The organism is Deltaproteobacteria bacterium, assembly GCA_009692615.1.
Lineage (GTDB): Bacteria > Desulfobacterota > Binatia > UBA9968 > UBA9968 > DP-20.
In genome coordinates this window covers 18,619-34,658 of record SHYW01000048.1, presented here as the reverse complement: position 1 = coordinate 34,658, position 16,040 = coordinate 18,619, and the positions used below count along the sequence as shown (strand labels likewise).

The following is a 16,040-nucleotide window of genomic DNA, read 5'->3' as shown; positions in this document are numbered from 1 at the left end:
CTTGCGGCTGACGATGGTCGGCGGTACCCGATGCTCTTCCATCTCAAGACACTTATCGGCCATCTCAGGACGAGTGGAATTGCGCGGCATGCCCAGCGCAATCTGAGTTTTGCCCTGGGAGATTTCGCAGTTCATGGTCAGCTTGATCGGCCCGACTTTGCCGTTCAAATTGAGCGGGTTGTCGAAAATGATGATCGGAAAGCGCTTCTGCGCGCCGAGATGCTTGATGATCGCGGTGACATCGTAGTTCGCCGGATTCACCTCTTTGGTTATGTGAATCACCTCGCCAGGCAGTTCGCGCTGGCAATCGGCAATAAAAGTCCTCAAATCCTTCGCCATGTAGGCCTCCTCGCTAAATTATGAAATATTTTATGCAAAAGATTTATCGGATGGACCCGGCGTTGTCAATTGACAAGCTCGATTCACTCCACAATCAGAGGCGCGGGTGCGCCGAGGAATCTTTCCCAATTGTGGCAGCACTGACCAAGAATCATTCGAACACCACCGAACGGTTACCGTGCAAAAATACCCGCTCTTCGAGAATGAGCTTCACGGCTTTCGCCAAAGTGATCTTTTCCGCGTCCCGGCCCGCCTGCACCATCGCCGCCGCCGTATAAGTATGATTCACCGGGATCGTGCTCTGGGCGATGATCGGCCCGGTATCGAGATCGTCGGTGACGATATGCGCGGTGGCGCCGATGATTTTCACGCCGCGATCGTAGGCTTGATGATAGGGCTTAGCGCCGATGAACGCCGGCAGGAAGGAATGGTGAATGTTGATTACCCGATTGCGATAGTGCGAGACAAACGCCGGCGTCAGTATGCGCATGTACTTGGCGAGCACAAGATATTCCGGCCCGTGGGAATCGATCGCGTCCATGACCCGCTTCTCATGTTCGGTGCGCTCTAAATCTTTGTGGCTGACGCAGTGAAACGGAATGCCGAAGGATTTCACCAATGAGCCGAGCGTTTCATGATTGGCCACCACTGCTTTGATCTCAGCCGGCAACTCGCCGGAATAGTGGCGAATCAATAGATCGCCCAAGCAATGGGCCTCGGTTGTCGCCAGAATCACAATCGGCTGGCGCTCCGCCGAGACTAATTTCACCACGGAGTCTTTCGGCAACATCTGCTCTAGGTAGGAGACCACGGTGTTCGGCACCGCCGGCCCTTCAAACGCCGTGCGCATGAAGAAACGCTTGCCTTCCAAATCGACGAACTCTTGATTGCTAAGAATGTTGTAACCGGCGTTGAAGAGCACGCCGGTGATTTTGTGGACGAGTCCCGGCTCGTCGGGACAGTCGATTCTTAAAATATTCGAGGGCACGGAAAAGCTCCGATCAGACGAGAATGGCGCAAGTGTGACACGCGGCCAGGTAGAGATAAACTAGCAATGCCTGTTGATCGTAACGCGCTAACACGGTGTGTTCCGGCAGTGACGATGACCATCAATTCAGCTTAAACATCTTCATCGCGTTACCGCCCAACACTTTCTCTTTATCGACGGCCGATAAACTCGACATCCGCTTGATTACGTCTACCGTCCGCGGCCAAGTCGCGACGGCGTCGCCGTGGTCGAAGTCGCTGCCGATGATGATGTTGTGGTTGGGCCAGCCGTTAACAGTGTCGGCGATGTAAGTCTCCCAGGAAACGCAGGCGATGTAGAATTGTTTGAAGTATTGGCTGGGAAGTTTCTTGATGGCTTGTTTACCCTCGAAAAATTGTTGAACCGACACGGACACCATATTCTCGTTGGGCATATGCGCGTCCAGCGTGTGCATGAGCCAGGGTACCCAACCGATGCCGCCTTCGAAGTAACCGAACTTCAAACTCGGGAAACGATCGAGCACGCCGCCGAAGATCAAACGCGCGGCGCTGACCATGTAGGTGAGCGGAAAGCCGAGCGCGGTGGGGAAATGTTGATAGCCTTGAAAACGTTCGCTGCCGACCAGCCACGGGTGGCTATGTTGGGCTTCGTACACGCGCGCGGCGGGATGGAGCAAGATTGGAATATTTAAATCGGCGATCTCTTCATAGAGCGGGTACAAGACTTCGCTATCGAGATCGCCGTCGCCCCAACCGCCGTTGAACTTAACCGCCTTGAGACCCAGCTCTTTCACCGAGCGGCGTAATTCTTTGACCGACTCTTTGATATCCGGCAAGTAAATCCAGGCGCAGCCGATGAAGCGATCGTCACCCTGGATATCTTCAGCAACGGTATCGTTGTAAGCGCGCGCCAGCTGTCTGCCCAATTCGGCATCGCACTCGTAAATCAACGGCCGGTTGTCCGGAATCAAAACCTGCTTATCGAAACCATCTTTTTTCATGAACTCGGCGCGCAGGGCGATGCTCCAACGTCCTTCCTTGAACGAATGAACCTTCTTCCCGTCCCGGAAATAAGTCGCGACCTTTCCCGGCACGACTTCGCCGTAGCGCACCATATCGCCCTTGTCTTCGACGACTTCGAGGTAACCCTTGCCCGAATGTTTCACCTTGTCGAGAAAGCGCAGTGGCCAGTAGTGCGTATCGCCATCGATGTACATCGTCATATTCCTTAGCAGCTCCATCACGCCGTTGTCGGCAGTATTCTTTCACGAACACGATCACGAGCGACGAACACGATTCATTTCACGCCATACTTCGTCAGTATCTCGTCGATAAATCCGCTCTGATCGAGCTTCTTGAGTATGCGGTCGTCGATTAGTGTTTCGGGTTTGACGTTTTCAACTTTTGGATTGGTCCGTTTCATCAGGCGCACGACGTTGGTGACTCCCGCAGGCGCGGCGTACGGCTTGCGGTCGAGGCCGGTGACCATGTCTCGGTAACCCTCTTCCGCGTCTTTCTCCGTGATGCGCAAATATTTTTGCAGGATCTTCAGTGTGGTTGGCTTTTGAGACGGTGACAGACAGAACGCCGCGCCTTCGATCACTGCCCGCATCACGTTCTCGACTACCTGTGGATTCTTTTGAATATAGGGTTCGCGTGCGACGATCGACGAGCTCAAAATTGGCAACCTCGTCTTGTCGAGCTCGGCGAGAATCGGAAATCCTTTTGCATGCAATGGACGGCTCTGCACGCCGTCGAGAACCGTCGCATCGATTGTGCCGCTGGCCAATGCCTGGGCGAGCACGGTTTGGTCGCCTGCGGCGATGATGCGGATCTTATCGCGCTCGGGATCGAGACCGAGATGTTCGAGGGCCAAGATCGCACCCATCCACACAGTGCCACCGATCGACTGCACGCCAAATATTTTTCCGCGCAAATCTTCAGGTGATTTGATTCCCGGTCTAACTACCAAGTCATAGGTAACGCGATTGGTCAGGGCGGATAGAACTTTGAGATCGGCGCCCGATGCCACCGCGCCGATCACCGCCGTACCGCCGGTGTAACCTATCTCGATTTCATTGGAGGCCATGGCGGATACCAAGGTCGGCGCGCCGCGCACAAACAAGGTCTCGGCGTCAAAACCATACTTGGTGAAGAAGCCGCGCTCACGCGGCGCCCAGAGCGGACAGACCCGCGCGTTCATGGCGGCATAGGCGATCACGAGTTTCTTTCCCGCAGCTGCGGCGAAAGCATTTTGTTGAGCAGTCATGACACCGAAAACGAAAACAACTGCCAAGATCAAACCACTCATGCGGCCTCCTCATTCACCGTAAAACGACAAACCGTCAAAGTCCCAGTCCCAGCAACTTGATGGCATTTTCACCAAGCACTTTGCGTTTGTTCTCTTGGGAAATCTTGGTGCTGTTGGCCACCGGGCCGGTCACCTGTCCCGGCACGGCGGAATCCCAGTGCGGCGAATCCGTAGCCAGTACCAGTCGGTCGCCGCCTAAATATTCCACCGCCCATTCGAACAATGCGTCTTCAAAAGGCTCGCAGCCGACGAACACACTCTCATTGAAAATATCCGTCGGCTTGCGCTTCTGCCACGGCACCAGATGGGGCAGCTTCTCGAAGTGCTCGTCCATGCGGGAAATCCACCAAGGCATTTGCGACGCGCCGGTTTCCAGGCAGATGATTTTCAAGTCGGGATGCTTTTCCATGACGCCGCCGCACAGATAAACCATCAGACAAACCATGCTCTCGATGGTGCGCCCGACCATGTGGGAAAAGAAAAAATTATCGGCGAAACGTTCATGGCCCATGGAGCCGGTCTTGGTATCGTGAAAGATGATCGGCGTCTTGGTTTTCTCTAGCTCGTCGAAGATCGGATCGAAGTACGGATCGGACCATTCCTTGCCGGGGATCGGCGTCGCTTTGACGTTGAGCGCCTTGCTGCCGAGTTCGCGCGAGCGATGCAATTCTTTGATCGCTTCCTTGGGGTCTTGCAGCGGAATCACGCCGGCCCACATGAGCCGGCCCGGTTGCTGAGAAGCGTACCAGTTCATGTAATTGTTCTGCGCCCGCGCATAGGCGGCGCCGAGCTCGGCGTCGTCGACGAACCAGAGAATATCGAGGGCCGGCGAATTGGGCGACAGCACCGCGACGTCGATGCCGTCCAAGTCCATATTACGCACACGCCCTTGAGGCGTAAGATCGGCGGGAGTCACCCACTCTTTTTTCTCGGCTTTTTGCCGGCCCAGTTCCGAGCCGACCATGATCTGATTGCCGATCAAGGTTTTGCGCCGCTCGTCATCTTTGGTCGGCAGTTTGCGCGGTAAAAATTCTTTATACTTGGCTTCCACCGTCTGATCCCAACTCTCCAAGTCGCCCACCAAGTGACTATCGAGATCGATCACCTTCATGCCGTCAATTGCCATGGTACATTCCTCCCAATTGTTAGCGTGCGACGTTTTTGCCGCCCAGCGCCTGGTCGAGTAAGCCGCTCTTTTCCAATTCCTGCAAAATTGTTTCGTCGATCAGTTTTTCCAGATTTATCTCGGCGATCTTCGGATTGCGCAGCTTCATGAAGCGCTGAATGTTCTTCAGTCCTTCGAGCAACACGAAACCCTTTTTGTCCGAACGCCGCACATAATCTTCATAACCGTCGTTGGCCGAGACTGGATCGGCGATGCCAAGACGGCGGGTGATGATTTCCATCACCGAGGATTTGTTCCCCGCATTGAGCATGTAACCATGCCCCTCGACTAGACCACGCAACACGCTGCGCGTGAGCGCATTGTGGCTCGCCAGATAATCACTCTTGGCGACGATGCTCGTGCCGACCAGCGAAATCTTTTCCGTATCGCCGAGAAAGTTGTAACCGTTGCGCTTCAAGCGCCGGCCAAATACGCCGGCGATGGCGGCGCCCTGGATCGTGCCAGACTCGAGCGCTTGGGTGATCACTCTTTGGTCGCCAAAAGCGGCTACGGAAATACGATCCCGTTCCGCGTTTAAACCAATCTGTTCCAAACCCAGCATCGCCGTCATCCAACCGGTGCCGCCGATGCTGGTCACGCCGATGCGCTTGCCTTTTAGATCGTTGGCGGTTTTGATCTCCGGCCGTACCACCAGATCGCTCTGGGCAATGTTGGCAAACGCCGCGATAATCTTTAAATCCAAACCGCCCACCGCGGCACCCAAGGTCGCGGTGCCGCCGGTGTAGCCGAATTGCACGTCGCCGGTATTCAATGTGGCGATCAACGTCGGCGAGCCGGGAATGAAGATCGACTGGACCTCGAGACCGTTTTTCGCGAAGAAGCCTTTTTCCTGCGACACCCATAAAGTCGTCGCCACCGTACTCATCGACGCGTAGCCGATCACTACTTTGGTGCGAGTCTGGGCCGCGGCAATCTGTGGCAACAGTAATGCGAAAAAGAGCATCGCTAGGAACCAACGTTTAATCGGCATTGAATCTTCAATCTCCAAATCGATAACGCTACTTGATCGGATAACAAAGCCCCCTGTTGCTGTCAATCGAACCATTCTCGATTGACAGCGACCGCTCATTGGCGTTATGGCCAAGCTTAAGAGGAGATATCTTATGTCAAATCGCATCCATGCTCTATTCACCTTAGCGCTGGTTTTGTTGCTGCCAACGCTAGCCTCGCCGCAAGCGTATCCAAAGCAGCCGATCAATTTAATCATTCCCCTCGCCCCCGGCGACGCCACTGATGTTGCCGGCCGCACCATCGGTGAAGGGCTGTCTAAGCTGCTCAAAGTTCCCGTCGTCGCGATCAATCGTCCGGGCGCCGGCGGCACCATCGGCACTGACAGCGCGGTGAAGTCGGCGAAAGATGGTTACACAATTCTAATCACCAATAACGCGTCGTTGGTGTTCAATCGAATTCTCACGCCCGAGACCGTGCCCTACGATCCATTCAAAGATTTAACGCCGTTGGGCATGGCTGTGCGCACCCCCATCGTCTTGGCAGTGCACAAAGACGTGCCGTTCAAAAATTTCGCCGAGATGGTGGAGTACGGCAAGAAAAACCCAGGCAACATTCGCATCGGCACCGTCGGTCCCGGCTCGGTGGGCCATTTCACCGTCGAGATCGTCAACTCGCTGAGCCCAGCCGATATGACGATGATTCCATTCAAAGGCGCCGGTCCGGCGGTCACCGCCGCGCTGGGCGGACACATCGAAGGCGCCGCCGCCGCTCAAGGCGTGGTCGCGGAGCATCTCAAAGCGGGAACCATGAGGGGCATCGTGGCATCGAGTCATATGCCCGAGTTTCCTCAGATACCGACGCTGGCACAGTTGGGATACAAGCAAAACTTGCTCGGTGTTTGGGCGGCATTCTTCGCCCCCGCGGGCGTGCCGGCTGAAGTGTCGAAGGCGTTGATCGCGGCACTAGAGAAAGTCATCAAAGATCCAACCACCGCGGGCCGGCTGGCCAACCTCGGCATGGTCGCCGACTACGTAACGCCGGAGAAGTTGATCGCGGAAATCCGCGAGGAACATCGAACCGTGGAGCAGATCGCCAAAAAGGCGGGGCTGATCAAATAGCCAGCATAATGCCTAGTTTCACATGCAGCCCGTTTCCGTTAAACTGAATTTCGCCAAAGGAACGGTCGTAAACGGGGAATATATGAATGCACTGCAACCACGTTATGACAAAGCCGAGTTCGCTCGCCGCGGCACCGCGATGTACGAGCAGCAAATCCGCCCAAAGATCGAAAAGTCTAATCACGGCGAGATCGTTGCGATCGATATCGACAGCGGTGCGTACGAACTCGGTGAAGATACGCTGACCGCTTCAGAAAAACTCCGGGCCCATCATCCGCAAGCGCAAATTTGGTGTGTACGCATCGGCCATCGCGGTGTCCATCGCTTCGGCGTTCGTCCAGCCGCGGCTGATTGAAAGTGATCTCTGGCGTCGTCAACATCAAGCGTGAAGCGACCATTCATCTGGTGGTTAGCGGGCCTGGCGGCAAGCAGCAGGATATTGAGGCGATCATCGATACCGGTTTCACCGGATTTTTAACCTTGCCGCCGGCGCGTATCGCCGCGCTTGAACTTTCATGGATAAGTCGCCAGCCAGGCGTGTTAGAGGATGGCAGCATCGACGTGTTCGATGCCTTCGTCGCTACTCTGATGTGGGATGGTCGGCTGCGGACCGTCGAAGTGGAATCCGCGGATACCGAACCGCTAGTCGGCATGAGCCTGCTCGACCGCCATTCACTACGAATCGACGTTCCCGCCGGTGGAATCGTGACTATTAGCGCGATTCCATAATCGAAAACTCACTTCCCGCCCAACAAATGGATGAACGTGCGGTCGATCATTTCCTCGGTGGTGATTTTTCTTTTTAGCCGGCCGTTGTCAAACTCTTGCTCGATCACCGTCGCGATCGGTTTCTCGGCGATGACGCCGTTTAGCGGAAACGTGTTGCGGTACTGATCGTAACCAGCCGGCGCGTAGCCAGGGTCCATCTTGACATACTTGCGCATAATCTTCACCGAGTCGTCCTTGTTATCCCAAGTATGCTTGACGCCGCGTTGATAGGCGCGCAAGAATTTCGTCACATCGTTTTTCTCTTTGGCGAGCCAAGATTCGCGGGCTGCGAAGGTCTCGTACGGCCACTCGGGGAAAATATCCTTGAGATCGAAAAGTTTTCGAAAGCCCTGGCTCTTGGCGATCTCGGTGACGGGAAACCACATCACCGAGGCATCGACGGCGCCGGCCGATAGAGCCGCGAAGCGGGCCGGGGTGCTGCCAATCTGCAGGATGGTCACGTCTTTCGGATCGACGCCATGGTGTTGCAACGTCGCGCGCGTGAGAAAATCCGTGAGCGAGCCGAAGCGGCTGATGGCGAAGCGCTTGCCTTTCGATTCTTTCAACGAGCGGAAATTTCCATGCGAATAAAGTTCGAAAGGCATCGAGTTGCAGATGCCCCAGAAATTCTTGATGTCAAAGCCGGCCGCCCTCCCGCCAAGAGTCTCAACAAAGGCGCTACCCATCATCTGGACATCGCCGCCCATCAAAGCTTGCAAATTGGTCGAGCCGGCGTTGAACATGACGAACACGACATCGAGACCTTCGTCTTTGAAGAAATTTCTTTCTTGCGAAACATAGATGGGCAGGAATGCGATGTTGACCGACGACAAGCCGACCACGATCTTCGCCTGCGAAGGCTGTGCCAGAGAACTCAACCCCAACAACGCGACAGCGACCGCCAACAGTTTCGATTTCATCTGAACGCTCCTTGCAAATAAGTCGGTCGGTTAGATTTCCGAGGTTTTCTTCTTGAGTGCGCGCCACACCCGCTCGGGAGTCAGCGGCAAATCGCGCACCCGCGCGCCGGTGGCGCGATAGAGCGCGTTGCCGATGGCCGGTGCGATCGACACTATACCAGATTCGCCCATCCCTTTCGCGCCATAGGGGCCGGGGCCGTCGTGATTTTCGATCAGCGCCGATTCGAAATGGCGCGGTAGGTCGGTGAAGCGTGGCAGACGATAATCGACCAAGTTAGCGTTGAGCGGCTGGCCGTTGTCGAATTCGAGCGACTCGAACAAACTGTGACCGAGGCCCTGCATCGCCGCGCCTTCGTCCTGTCCTTCGGCTTGTTGCGGATGAATCGCCTTGCCAACGTCAGCGACGGTGACGTAACGCTCGATTTCAATCTTGCCGGTTTCAGCGTCGACCGAAATCTCTGCCGCGCCCATGCCGGTTTCCCAAAACAATGGGAAAGTTTTTCCCAGCGCGCCATCCGGCCGCATGTAACCACGGCCGATAAGTTCGCCGCCGGGCATGCCGAAGAACTTGCTGACGACTTGACCGTAGGTGAGCGATTGATCGCCGCTGCCTGCGTGGCCGTTCGCGATCGTGATCGTGTTCGCGGGCGTTTTAAACGCTTCCGCGGCGGCGGCGATTAATTGCTTGCGCAAATCTTCCGCCGCGGCTTTGACGGCGCTGCCCATCACCGTGGTCGAACGGCTGGCGCCGGTGGAGCGGTCGAAAGGAGTGTTCAATGTGTCGGTGCCGCGCATGGTGATTTTGCTCATCGGCATCGACAATTCTTGGGCGACGATTTGACTGAGAATCGTGCGCGCGCCCTGCCCTACCTCCGTCGTGCCGGCGAGCAAGATCACGCTGCCGTCGGCGAGCAGGCGAATCAACGCCACCGACACCGGCATCGCTTCCGAGTCGGACACGCCGACGGCGACACCGGCTGCGCCGTTTTGCCAATTGAGCGACGCCATTGCGGCTTTCGTACCTGCACGCAAGTCGGCATCGATCGTGGTGGCGCCGGGCTTAAGCACGGCGCCACGATCAAGCAGATAACGCAGGCGATACTCCATCGGATCGACGCCGACGCGCGCAGCGATGGAATCCATGTGCGATTCCAGCGCCCAGATGCATTGCGGCCCGGCGATGGAACGCATGGAACCGGCGGGAACGGTATTGGTGTAAAGCGCCAACACGTCGACTTTGCAGTGGGCTAACTTATACGGACCGATCATTCGGCTAATCGCGCGCTTGGCGACGCGCGGGCCGTTGTCGGTGTAGGCGCCGGTGTCCATCAGCACCTGCGCTTCGCGTGCCACCAAAGTGCCGTCGCGTTTAATACCGGTCTTCATGCGAACCCGCGCCGAGTGGCGCCGGGTGGTCAACATCGATTCGGCGACGCTTTGCACCACCCGCACCGGTCGACCGCCGCACTTGCGCGCGATGGCGACGGCGAGAGGTTCGATCTTGAAATAGGACTTGCTGCCATAAGCGCCGCCGACGTAGGGCACAATCACTGCAACTTTGGCGTGGGGATAGCCGAACATATGCGCCAACTCGGAGCGCACCAAAAAGGGATGGGCCGACGAACTCCACAGCGTAATGCCGTCGCGCGTGACCCGCGCCACCGCGCTGTGCGGTTCCATGGCGTACTGATAGACCATCGGAAACTCGAACGTCTCATCGACAATCTCGTCGGCGTCGGCAAACGCTTTGTCGGGATCGCCTTTGGTGAAACGTTCGCGGTGACAAATATTACCGCCGAATTGTTCCCCGACTCCCGCGACATCGTGAAACTCGCCGCTCCCAGCCTGGTGTTCATGGACCAGCGGCGCGCCTTCGGCGAGGGCGGCGTCGATGTCGGCGATGCATGGCAGCTCTTTGTATTGAACTTCGATCAGCGCCAAGGCTGCTTCAGCAATCAGCGCATCTTCCGCGGCGACAACCGTCACCGGTTCGCCGACAAAACGCACGCGATCCGTCGCCACCACGGCGCGGTCGCGCAGACAGTTGCCATAGTAGGGATCGATGTCATGGAGATCGTCGCGTGTCAGCACCGCGATCACGCCAGGCAGTGCTTCAGCTTTGCTGGCGTCGATGGAAATAATTTCCGCGTGCGGCAGCGGACTGCGCAGAACTTTCGCTTCAAGGAGATGGGGAAAAGTTAAATCGCCGGTAAACTTCGCCGCACCGGTGACTTTGTCGACGCCGTCGATGCGTGGAACGGAAACGCCGACGGTCATCTTGATATTCGCCCTGACCGATTCCTTCCCCCTCGAAGGGGGAAGGTTAGGATGGGGGTGCTACGCAGGTTATTGCAACGAAGAACGCCCCCACCTCTGTCCTCCTCCCTCGAGGGGGAGGATGGAATCCTTCGCAAAAGAGTTGGGAATGTCGACATCAGTGCCAAATTAGGCTTGTAAGAATTTAGATCACCGACTGTTCCGGCAAGATCGTCTTCAACACGCGCAAATAATTCCCGCCGAGGATCATCTTGATCTCGTCATCCTTGTAGCCGTGGCGTTGCAGGCCGTCGATCATGTTGGGCAGATCTTCGATTTCTTCGAAGCCTTTGATCAGCGGATCCTTGTGCAGCGGATGATGGCGGTCTTTGAGCGTGCGCGGCCCGTCGTACTTGACGAAGTCCATGCCCAGGGCGAGATGCTCGATGCCGACGAGCTTGATCATGTAGTCCATGTGCTTGAGCATATCTTCGATATCCGCCTCGCCTTCCTTCACTCGTTCAGGCAATGCTAGGATACCGACCAGACCGCCCTGCTTGGCGATCGCTTTGATTTGTTCGTCGTCTAAGTTGCGCGGGTTCTTGAGCATGCCGCAGGCGTTGGCGTGACTCACGAGTAGCGGAGCGGTGGCGACGTCGAGTGTTTGAAAAAAACCTTCGCGGTTCATGTGCGACAGATCAACGATCATGCCCAAACGGTTGGCTTCTTTGATCACCTGCACGCCGAAGTTGGTCAGCCCGCCGCCGGTGCGGTTTTCCCAGACGCCGTCGCCCAGCTCATTACGAAAATTCCACACCGGTTGAATCGAGCGCAGCCCAAGCCGATAAAAACTGCGCAGGTTCTCGATACTACCGCGCAGCGGCATGCAGCCTTCGAAGTGCAATAAAAATTTAACGCTGCCCGGCGCCCCTTTCTCCGGCAAATCGCCGCGCGTTTTGACCATCTGGATCATGCCTTCGGAGCGCGGCGCCTCTTCGAGAAATTGATCGATCTGTTCCAGCGCGGTTTCCAGATAGCGCCCGGTGTTCTGCGAGTGCGAATAGGAATCGCCCGAGATCGCGTAGACCGTCATATTGATGCCGTCACGGATCAGCCGCGGCGCCACACCGTCGCGGATCGGTGCTTCTTCGCCGATCGATTTACGATAGATCTGCTCATAAACGTCGCGGTGGCCTTCGATCACCAGGCTGTTCATCAATAAATCTTTTGCGTCCATCGGCACTTCTTTCTTGAAGGAATATCGTTATTGCGCTACTAATACCGGCTAAACCGCAGACACGCAAGAATGATTAGAGCTAAGACATTTCGCAGCACAGTAACTTTTTTGGTCATCGGCTTGGCGCTGTTTCTTGGCGCCTGCAAGTCCGCGCCCAAAGACGGCGCGGCCAATCATTTCCGCGTCAATCTCGGCACCGAGCCGCCGAGCCTCGACTGGTCCATCGCCACCGATCATGTGTCGTTCAACGTGATTTCGAATCTCATGGTCGGCCTCACCGAGTTCGACAAAGAGTTGCAGCCGGCGCCGGTGATCGCCAAGTCATGGGAGCAGCTCGACGGCGGCAAAAAAATTATTTTTCATCTGCGCGACGATGTTCAATGGACCGACGGTAAAAAGGTCCGCGCCCAGGATTTCGAATATTCCTGGAAGCGTTTGCTCAATCCCAAGACCGCGTCGCAATACGCTTACATTCTTTTCGACATCGTCAACGCCCAAGAATACGCCGAGGGCAAACTCAAAGATCCAGCAACCGTCGGCGTCAGGGCCGAGGACGATCAGACTCTCGTCGTCACGCTGCGCCACCCGGCGGCCTATTTTCTTGCCATCACCACCTTCGAAGTTACCTACCCGCAGCGCCAAGATGTCTTCGAGAAGCACGACACGCGCTGGACCGAGCCGGCGAACATCGTCACCAACGGTCCCTTTCGTTTGGCGTCGTGGAAACATGAAAATGAAATCGAGCTGGGCGCCAATCCAAGTTTTTTTCGCGGCAAACCGGCGATCGATAAAGTGACCATGTACATGGTTAACGAGAAAACCACCGCGATGACGATGTATGAGCAGGGCAATCTAGATTTCATGGACGATCACAGCATTCCGCCGTTGGACAAGCCGCGCCTGGCAAAAATGGCGGGCTACAAGCTAGTGCCGCAACTGCGCGGCGAATATTACGGCTTCGCCTTGGACCGCAAGCCTTTTGATAATCCCAAACTGCGCAAAGCCTTCGCCATGGCGATCGACCGCGAGGTTTTTCCGAAAATCCTTCAGGGCGGCCAAACGCCGGCGACATCTTGGATCCCGCCGGCTATGCTCGCGCATAACGCGAAAATCGGCCTGCCATTCAATCCTAGCGAAGCGCGCCGCCTACTGAGCGAAGCCGGTTATCCCGACGGCAAAGGGCTGGCGCCGATTACATTGGGCTATAACACGCTTGACGACAACAAGCTGGTCGCCGAAGCGGTGCAGAGCATGTGGCAAAAGCATTTGAACGTGGTGGTGAAGGTCGAAAACCAGGAGTGGAAAGTTTATCTAAAAAAACTCCAGAACGATCCCTTCGTGGTTCATCGCGCCGGCTGGGGCGCCGACTATCCCGATCCCGACAACTTCATGAAGCTCTTCACATCCAACAGCGGCAACAACCATGGCCGCTGGAAGAATCCGAAATACGACCAAATGCTCGAACAGGCCGCCAGCGAATCCGACAACGCCAAGCGCGCGCAGATCTACGACGGAGCGCAAAAACTTTTGACCGAGACCGACGCCGCCATCGTGCCGCTCTATTGGAAAGCCGAAGCGACGATGCTCAACCCCAAATTCACCGGCCTGGAATACAACTCCATGGCGCGGATGGATTTGCGCAATGTCCGACCAGTTGGTAAATGACACGCTTGAAGTGCCGCCTCAAGGCATCCAAGAATTTGTCGGGTGCGCTTGCGCACCATTCGTTCGATGGTGCGCGTAGCGCACCCTACACCCTGCGCAGAACTAAGTGAGTAGATTGTTCACCACAAAGGGTGCGGGTTTGAATTGGCCGTCCGCGCCCAAGGGCAGTAATTCTCACGTTGAGAATTTGCCATCCGCAGCAAAATCATGTTAGTTGCGGAGAGGGTCGGCAACGCGGCCAACAGCTGTCACAGATTCACCCAAGAGAAAGGTAGAAGTCATGGAACTCAGCGAAGATGATGTTTTGCATATTTTAAAATTGATCGACGAGTCGAAGTTCGACTACTTTCAGCTCGAAGTCGGCGAATTGAAAATCACCGTCAGCAAAGGCGATCCGATCCCGTTGGCGGGAAGCGCACAGCCGATGGTGGTGGGTACGGCGCCGGCGGTCGCATCGAAGCCGGTTGCCGCGAGCGCCGCACCTGCAGCGGCGAAAGCGGTGATTCCAGCTGGCCATCTTGCGGTCACGGCTCCGATCCTGGGAACTTTCTACGTCGCGCCCGAGCCCGGCGCGCCGCCATTCGTCGCGGTCGGCCAGCAAGTCACCCAAGACACCACCTGCGGTCTGATCGAAGTCATGAAAGTTTTCAACAGCGTGCGCGCCGGCGTCAAAGGCACCGTCGTCGAAGTCGTCGCACCCAACGGCGGTTTCGTCGAGTTCGGTCAGGTTTTGATCATCGTCAAACCGTAATCGTTTTGGGATTTACCAAGCGCAGCAGGTCAAGTTCGATTGCGAATGTAGGGGCAGGTTTGAAACCTGCCCTTGCCGCATTGGGGCAGTACGGTAATTCTTTTCAGGAGCATCCATGAGCGTTAGCCGAGTATTGGTCGCCAACCGCGGCGAGATTGCCGTGCGCGTGATTCGCGCTTGTCAAAGTTTGGGCATCGAAACCGTCGCCGCGGTTTCCGACGCCGACCGCGAAAGCATGGCCGCCAAGATGGCCGATCGCGCCGTCTGCATCGGCCCGGCGCGCTCCACCGACAGTTATCTAAAAGTCGAGAACGTCATCGCTGCGGCCCACGGCACCGGCTGCGACGCGCTGCACCCTGGCTATGGATTTCTTTCCGAGCGGGCATCGTTGGCTCAGGCTTGCGTCGACAACAAAATCACTTTCGTCGGACCGAGCGCGGAAAACATCACTATGATGGGCGATAAACTCGAAGCGCGCAAAATCGCCCGTGGCGCCGGCGTGCCGTTGGTGCCGGGCTCGGACCACGCGCGCAATCCGCACGAAGCCAGACAGCTGTCCAAAGAAATCGGCTTCCCACTGCTACTCAAAGCTTCGGCGGGCGGCGGCGGGCGCGGCATCAAACTGGTCTGGAATGAAAACGAGATCGAAGATAGTTTTCGCACGGCGGCGGCGGAAGCGCGCTCCGCCTTCGGCAACGATACGCTCTACATGGAACGTTACGTCGGCAACGCGCGCCACATCGAAGTACAGATCCTCGGCGATCAGCACGGCAACGTGATTCACTTGGGCGAGCGCGACTGTTCCTTGCAGCGGCGCCATCAAAAGATCGTCGAAGAAGCGCCAGCCTACGCCGTGCCGCTCGAAGTGCGCCAGCAAATGTGCCACGCGGCGGCGAAGCTGGCGCGCAGCATCGGTTATCAAAGCGCCGGCACGATTGAGTTTATCTACGACAACGACACCCATGCTTACTATTTTTTGGAGATGAACACGCGCATCCAGGTCGAGCATCCGGTCACCGAAATGATCACCGGCATCGATCTAGTCGCGCAACAGTTGCTAATCGCACGCGGCGAGCCGCTTCCCTTCAAACAGTCCGATATCAAATTTACCGGCCACGCCATCGAATGCCGCATCACCGCCGAGTCGCCGCAACATGGCTTTCGCCCCTGCCCCGGCTTAATTTCAAATTGGCAAGGACCTGTCGGTCCGGGCATCCGCCTCGACACGCACTGTTACTCCGGCTACTTCGTGCCGCCCTATTACGATTCGCTGTTAGCCAAACTAATCGTCCACGCCAACAGCCGCATCGAGTCGGCGGACCAAACCAACCGAGCGCTGGAAAACTTCCACGTCAGCGGCATCGATACGCTGATTCCGTTTCTAAAGGTCGTCATCGCCGACGCCGATTACCGCAGCGGCGCCGTCAACACCCGTTGGCTGGAAAAGAAACTGGAAGAGTACGATGCGTCGATAACTGGATAATGACGGGATTTGTATTCACCACGAAGATCACGAAGTTCGCAACAAAAATTGTCCGAACGATTTGAAAC

At 56.5% G+C, this 16,040-nt stretch carries 15 protein-coding genes; 6 read left to right on the top strand and 9 right to left on the bottom strand.

Annotated elements, in window-relative coordinates; all coding sequences use genetic code 11:
• The 6 genes from EXR70_13205 to EXR70_13180 all read right to left on the bottom strand — a co-directional run.
• A partial coding sequence (locus tag EXR70_13205) for a hypothetical protein (GenBank protein MSP39439.1) occupies nucleotides 1-339 on the bottom strand: 339 nt, incomplete at its 3' end.
• A 151-nt stretch (nucleotides 340-490) separates the two neighbouring features.
• A complete protein-coding gene (gene purU, locus EXR70_13200; GenBank protein ID MSP39438.1) occupies nucleotides 491-1,327 on the bottom strand; it encodes a formyltetrahydrofolate deformylase in 837 nt (278 codons plus the stop codon).
• A 121-nt stretch (nucleotides 1,328-1,448) separates the two neighbouring features.
• Nucleotides 1,449-2,570, bottom strand: coding sequence for an amidohydrolase (locus EXR70_13195; GenBank protein ID MSP39437.1), 1,122 nt, complete (start codon nucleotides 2,568-2,570; stop codon nucleotides 1,449-1,451).
• A 53-nt stretch (nucleotides 2,571-2,623) separates the two neighbouring features.
• Complete coding sequence (locus EXR70_13190) at nucleotides 2,624-3,637, bottom strand: ABC transporter substrate-binding protein (GenBank protein ID MSP39436.1); 1,014 nt, start codon at nucleotides 3,635-3,637, stop codon at nucleotides 2,624-2,626.
• Nucleotides 3,638-3,671: 34 nt separating this feature from the next.
• Nucleotides 3,672-4,763: an amidohydrolase gene (locus EXR70_13185; protein ID MSP39435.1), complete on the bottom strand. Its 1,092-nt coding sequence runs from the start codon at nucleotides 4,761-4,763 to the stop codon at nucleotides 3,672-3,674.
• 19 nt (nucleotides 4,764-4,782) lie between these two features.
• Entirely contained in the window at nucleotides 4,783-6,147 is a 1,365-nt protein-coding gene (locus EXR70_13180) for an ABC transporter substrate-binding protein (GenBank protein ID MSP39434.1), read from the bottom strand.
• On the opposite strand from EXR70_13180, the gene EXR70_13175 reads away from it, so the two are divergent.
• From EXR70_13175 to EXR70_13165, 3 genes are all read left to right on the top strand, one after another.
• Complete coding sequence (locus EXR70_13175) at nucleotides 5,900-6,892, top strand: tripartite tricarboxylate transporter substrate binding protein (GenBank protein ID MSP39433.1); 993 nt, start codon at nucleotides 5,900-5,902, stop codon at nucleotides 6,890-6,892. The two genes, EXR70_13180 and EXR70_13175, sit on opposite strands and share 248 nt — an antisense overlap.
• Nucleotides 6,893-6,974: 82 nt before the next feature.
• Complete coding sequence (locus EXR70_13170) at nucleotides 6,975-7,247, top strand: hypothetical protein (protein MSP39432.1); 273 nt, start codon at nucleotides 6,975-6,977, stop codon at nucleotides 7,245-7,247.
• Nucleotides 7,248-7,249: 2 nt separating this feature from the next.
• A complete protein-coding gene (locus EXR70_13165) occupies nucleotides 7,250-7,621 on the top strand; it encodes a clan AA aspartic protease (GenBank protein ID MSP39431.1) in 372 nt (123 codons plus the stop codon).
• 8 nt (nucleotides 7,622-7,629) lie between these two features.
• Here EXR70_13165 and EXR70_13160 read toward each other — a convergent pair whose 3' ends face one another.
• From EXR70_13160 to EXR70_13150, 3 genes are all read right to left on the bottom strand, one after another.
• Nucleotides 7,630-8,580: an ABC transporter substrate-binding protein gene (locus tag EXR70_13160; protein ID MSP39430.1), complete on the bottom strand. Its 951-nt coding sequence runs from the start codon at nucleotides 8,578-8,580 to the stop codon at nucleotides 7,630-7,632.
• 30 nt (nucleotides 8,581-8,610) lie between these two features.
• Nucleotides 8,611-10,857: a xanthine dehydrogenase family protein molybdopterin-binding subunit gene (locus EXR70_13155; GenBank protein MSP39429.1), complete on the bottom strand. Its 2,247-nt coding sequence runs from the start codon at nucleotides 10,855-10,857 to the stop codon at nucleotides 8,611-8,613.
• Between the two features lie 184 nt (nucleotides 10,858-11,041).
• Complete coding sequence (locus tag EXR70_13150; protein ID MSP39428.1) at nucleotides 11,042-12,073, bottom strand: hypothetical protein; 1,032 nt, start codon at nucleotides 12,071-12,073, stop codon at nucleotides 11,042-11,044.
• Nucleotides 12,074-12,142: 69 nt separating this feature from the next.
• Between EXR70_13150 and EXR70_13145 the strand changes: the two genes are divergently transcribed.
• From EXR70_13145 to accC, 3 genes are all read left to right on the top strand, one after another.
• Complete coding sequence (locus tag EXR70_13145; GenBank protein MSP39427.1) at nucleotides 12,143-13,738, top strand: peptide ABC transporter substrate-binding protein; 1,596 nt, start codon at nucleotides 12,143-12,145, stop codon at nucleotides 13,736-13,738.
• A 280-nt stretch (nucleotides 13,739-14,018) separates the two neighbouring features.
• Nucleotides 14,019-14,489, top strand: coding sequence for an acetyl-CoA carboxylase, biotin carboxyl carrier protein (locus tag EXR70_13140; GenBank protein MSP39426.1), 471 nt, complete (start codon nucleotides 14,019-14,021; stop codon nucleotides 14,487-14,489).
• Nucleotides 14,490-14,604: 115 nt separating this feature from the next.
• On the top strand, nucleotides 14,605-15,972 hold the full coding sequence (gene accC, locus EXR70_13135) for an acetyl-CoA carboxylase biotin carboxylase subunit (protein ID MSP39425.1): 1,368 nt from the start codon (nucleotides 14,605-14,607) through the stop codon (nucleotides 15,970-15,972).
• Nucleotides 15,973-16,040 lie beyond the last annotated feature (68 nt).

Excerpts from the sequence above, each read along its gene's own strand:
- EXR70_13190 (MSP39436.1), bottom strand. The coding sequence starts at position 3,637 with ATGAGTGGTTTGATCTTGGCAGTTGTTTTCGTTTTCGGTGTCATGACT.
- EXR70_13185 (MSP39435.1), bottom strand. The coding sequence starts at position 4,763 with ATGGCAATTGACGGCATGAAGGTGATCGATCTCGATAGTCACTTGGTG.
- EXR70_13175 (MSP39433.1), top strand. The coding sequence starts at position 5,900 with ATGGCCAAGCTTAAGAGGAGATATCTTATGTCAAATCGCATCCATGCT.
- EXR70_13180 (MSP39434.1), bottom strand. The coding sequence starts at position 6,147 with ATGGTGCCGCCGGCGCCCGGACGATTGATCGCGACGACGGGAACTTTG.
- EXR70_13170 (MSP39432.1), top strand. The coding sequence starts at position 6,975 with ATGAATGCACTGCAACCACGTTATGACAAAGCCGAGTTCGCTCGCCGC.
- EXR70_13160 (MSP39430.1), bottom strand. The coding sequence starts at position 8,580 with ATGAAATCGAAACTGTTGGCGGTCGCTGTCGCGTTGTTGGGGTTGAGT.
- EXR70_13155 (MSP39429.1), bottom strand. The coding sequence starts at position 10,857 with ATGACCGTCGGCGTTTCCGTTCCACGCATCGACGGCGTCGACAAAGTC.
- EXR70_13150 (MSP39428.1), bottom strand. The coding sequence starts at position 12,073 with ATGGACGCAAAAGATTTATTGATGAACAGCCTGGTGATCGAAGGCCAC.
- EXR70_13145 (MSP39427.1), top strand. The coding sequence starts at position 12,143 with ATGATTAGAGCTAAGACATTTCGCAGCACAGTAACTTTTTTGGTCATC.
- EXR70_13140 (MSP39426.1), top strand. The coding sequence starts at position 14,019 with ATGGAACTCAGCGAAGATGATGTTTTGCATATTTTAAAATTGATCGAC.
- accC (MSP39425.1), top strand. The coding sequence starts at position 14,605 with ATGAGCGTTAGCCGAGTATTGGTCGCCAACCGCGGCGAGATTGCCGTG.